This is a genomic window from uncultured Mycobacterium sp., assembly GCF_964249325.1.
In the GTDB taxonomy this organism is placed as follows: Bacteria; Actinomycetota; Actinomycetes; order Mycobacteriales; family Mycobacteriaceae; genus Mycobacterium.
The window spans coordinates 4,837-8,089 of the sequence record NZ_CAXUCH010000202.1; the positions used below are offsets into that span (position 1 = coordinate 4,837).

The 3,253-nt window shown below is 63.9% G+C and carries 3 protein-coding genes and 1 pseudogene (1 of these 4 cut by a window edge); all 4 read left to right on the forward strand.

Going from position 1 to position 3,253, the window contains the following annotated elements:
* Positions 1 to 905: pseudogene (dmpG, locus tag ACFE99_RS19765) on the forward strand (4-hydroxy-2-oxovalerate aldolase); it begins 147 nt to the left of the window's first position.
* 66 nt (positions 906 to 971) lie between these two features.
* Positions 972 to 1,262: a hypothetical protein gene (locus ACFE99_RS19770; RefSeq protein WP_375488125.1), complete on the forward strand. Its 291-nt coding sequence runs from the start codon at positions 972 to 974 to the stop codon at positions 1,260 to 1,262.
* Positions 1,263 to 1,350: 88 nt separating this feature from the next.
* Complete coding sequence (locus ACFE99_RS19775) at positions 1,351 to 2,478, forward strand: hypothetical protein (RefSeq protein WP_375488126.1); 1,128 nt, start codon at positions 1,351 to 1,353, stop codon at positions 2,476 to 2,478.
* Positions 2,479 to 2,480: 2 nt separating this feature from the next.
* On the forward strand, positions 2,481 to 3,253 hold a 773-nt coding region (locus ACFE99_RS19780; protein ID WP_375488127.1), incomplete at its 3' end, for an SDR family oxidoreductase.

A 3,253-nucleotide genomic window follows, 5' to 3' on the forward strand; every position in this document is an offset into this window, starting at 1 on the left:
AGGTCACCCACGGCGACGGCTTGGGCGGATCGTCGTTCAACTACGGCTTCTCCAAAACCCCCGAGCAGGACCTGATCAAACTCGCCGCCGAGACCGCCAAAGAGGCCAGGATCGCGTTTTTGATGCTGCCCGGGGTGGGCACGAAAGACGACATCAAGGAAGCGCAGGATAACGGCGGGTCGATCTGCCGGATCGCCACCCACTGCACCGAGGCCGACGTCTCCATCCAGCACTTCGGGCTGGCCCGCGAACTGGGCTTGGAAACCGTCGGGTTCTTGATGATGGCCCACACGATTCCGCCGGAGAAACTGGCCGCGCAAGCCCGGATCATGGCCGACGCCGGCTGCCAGTGTGTCTCCGTCGTCGACTCCGCCGGCGCGCTGGTCCTCGAAGGCGGGCGCGACGGGGTCGCGGGGTTGGTCGCCGAGCTCGGCGACGACGCGCAGGTCGGTTTCCACGGCCACGAAAACCTCGGTTTAGGGGTGGCCAATTCGGTGGAGGCCGTGCGAGCGGGTGCCAAGCAGATCGACGGCTCGTGCCGGCGCTTCGGCGCGGGCGCGGGCAACGCTCCGGTCGAGGCATTGATCGGGGTGTTCGACAAGATTGGTGTGAAAACCGGCATCGACTTCTTCGACATCGCCGATGCCGCCGAAGACGTCGTGCGCCCGGCGATGCCGGCCGAATGCCTGCTCGACCGCAACGCGCTGATCATGGGCTACTCCGGGGTGTACTCCAGCTTCCTCAAGCATGCCGTCCGCCAGTCCGAGCGCTACGGAGTGCCGGCGCATCAGCTGTTGCACCGCGCGGGCCAGCGCAAGCTCATCGGCGGCCAAGAAGACCAGCTCATCGACATCGCGCTGGAGATCAAGCGCGAGCAGAGCCAGGATCAGGCCGTCGCCCCTTAGTCCGCGTCGTGGCTATCCTCGAGGGCAGTGCCACTGGCGCACCAACTGCCTAAGAGGAGTAATCGCATGACCAGTCGTTCCCGCAGACGCCACCGCCTGCTGGCCGTTGCCTTGTTGAACCTCATCGCCCCGGCCGTGATCGCGTTGCCAGTGGCCAGCGCCGATCCTGCGCAGCAGTGCAATCAGACCGTCGGCGACTCGATCGATCAGTACCTGCAAAAGCACCCTGACCTTCACCAGCAGCTGCAGGCCAGGGCGCAGGCGGAGGGCGGTAATGGCAATGTCATCGACTACCTGAACCGGCATCCGGATGTGCGGCAGCATCTCATCGATTTGTCCCAGCAGTGCACATCGTAGTGAGCCCCCCTCGTCCGTGATTGCTATGCGCTAAGCGCGAGAATGTTCGCCCATTGACGAAAAATAGAACACGTTCTAGCGTCTAGTCGTGTTTTCCCAACCGCTCACCGAGGCGATTGCCGAGGCCGAGAAACTTGTCGCCGCCGCCCCGCACATCGAGACTGAAGCCGACCTGCTCGAAGGGCTGCAATACCTGGCGGGCTGTGTCGAGGCCTGCACGCATATGGCGTTCAACTACGAGCGCGACCATCCGTTTCTGCTGTCGGGCACCGGGCCGTTCACCAAGATGGGCCTAGACAACCCGGACACTCTCTACTTCGGCACTCGCGTGCTTCCCGACCACGACTACGTGATTACCGGCAAGCGCGGCACCACCACCGACTTGAGTTTCCAGCTGCTCGGTGGCGAGTACACCGACGATAACGTGCCCGGTAGCCAGGTCGCCTTCGACGACCGCGAACTCGACATCGCCGAGGACGGCAGCTTCGAGTGGCGGCTGCGTCCGACTACGCCAGGGCAACTGGTGATCCGTGAGGTGTACGGCGACTGGTCGCAGCAGCGCGGCACGGTGGCGATTTCCCGACTGGACACTGCCGGGACCGCACCGCCGCCGCTGACCCGCCAAACCATCGAAAAGCGCTATGCCACAGCGGGAAAGCAACTGGTCCAGCGGGTGAAGACCTGGCTGCAGTTCCCGCAGTGGTTCTATCTCAACATCCCGGTCAACACCATGGTGGCGCCCCGGCTGACTCCTGGCGGGCTGGCCACGCAGTACTCCTCGGCCGGGCATTTCGACTTGCAGCCCGGTCAGGCGCTGGTCATCACGGTGCAGGTGAGCGACGCACCCTATCTGGGCTTCCAGCTGGGAAGCATGTGGTACATCTCGCTGGACTACATCAGCCACCAGACGTCGCTGAACGCCACTCAGGCTCAGGCTGATCCGGACGGCAAGTTCCGCATCGTGGTCGCCGACCAGAATCCCGGCGTCACCAACTGGGTGGAGACGCTTGGCCATCGGCGCGGTTTTCTGCAGTTCCGCTGGCAACGAGTGTCACGTGAGCTCACCGAAGCCGACGGACCCACCGTCGACCTCGTCGATTTCGACGCGATTGCTGCAGCGCTGCCTTATTACGAGCACAACAAGATTTCTCAAGGAGACTGGCGCGCACGAATTGCACTGCGCCAGCAGCAAATTGCCAATAGGATGCTGGGGTAACGATGGCCGGAATGCTCGACGGCAAGGTAGTGGTGATCAGCGGCGTGGGTCCCGCGCTCGGTAGCACGCTGGCACGCCGGTGTGCCCGCGACGGCGCGGATCTGGTGCTGGCGGCCCGTACCGGCGAACGCCTGGACGATGTTGCCAAGCAGATCACCGACGCCGGGCACCGCGCGGTAGCAGTCCCCACCGATATCACCGCCGACGAGCAGGTGAAAAACCTCGTCGACTCCGCGCTCGCCGCCTACGGCAAGGTCGACGCGCTGATCAACAACGCGTTTCGGGTGCCGTCCATGAAACCGTTGGCGGGCACGTCGTTTCAGCACATCCGCGACGCGATCGAGCTCACTGTACTGGGCGCGCTGCGGCTGACCCAGGGCTTCACACCGGCGCTGGCGGAGTCCAAAGGCTCGATCGTCAACGTCAACTCGATGGTGATCCGGCATTCTCAGCCGAAGTACGGCGCTTACAAGATGGCGAAGTCCGCGCTACTGGCCATGTCGCAGTCGCTGGCCAGCGAACTCGGCGAGCAAGGGATCCGCGTCAATTCGGTTGCGCCGGGCTACATCTGGGGCGACACGCTCAAGGGTTACTTCGAGCATCAGGCCGGCAAGTACGGCACCACGGTGGAGCAGATCTACACCGCCACCGCAGCGAACTCCGACCTGAAGCGGTTGCCCACGGAGGACGAAGTCGCTTCAGCCATCGTGTTTTTGGCGAGCGACCTGGCCAGTGGCATCACCGGCCAGACGCTGGACGTTAACTGCGGGGAGTA